This is a genomic window from Vreelandella aquamarina, assembly GCF_020075495.1.
Classification (GTDB): domain Bacteria; phylum Pseudomonadota; class Gammaproteobacteria; order Pseudomonadales; family Halomonadaceae; genus Vreelandella; species Vreelandella aquamarina_A.
In genome coordinates, this window is sequence record NZ_JABYQT010000060.1 from 1 (window position 1) to 247 (window position 247).

General features: G+C 70.4%; 1 protein-coding gene. It reads right to left on the reverse strand.

Annotated elements, in window-relative coordinates:
- Positions 1 to 247, reverse strand: a 247-nt coding sequence (locus tag HW452_RS17465; protein WP_224107353.1) for a hypothetical protein, incomplete at both ends; no start/stop codon positions are given.

A 247-nucleotide genomic window follows, 5' to 3' on the forward strand; every position in this document is an offset into this window, starting at 1 on the left:
CCGTCCGGGTCGTTGCCCTGGCTGGTCGCCACTTGCTGGCCGGCTTCGGCCACGCCCTGGATGGCGTCATAAGTGCTGGTCACCTCGACGGTGGGCAGCAAGGCGCTGGCCTCCACGGGCGCGGTGTTGTTAGCCGTTAGCCCTTGTGCGTCGGTCACGGTCACGTTCACCGCCGGCAGGTTGCCGCCGCCGTTGACGTGGGCCGCGCCCGCGTCGGTCAGGGTGACGGTGCCGGTGATCGCGTCGA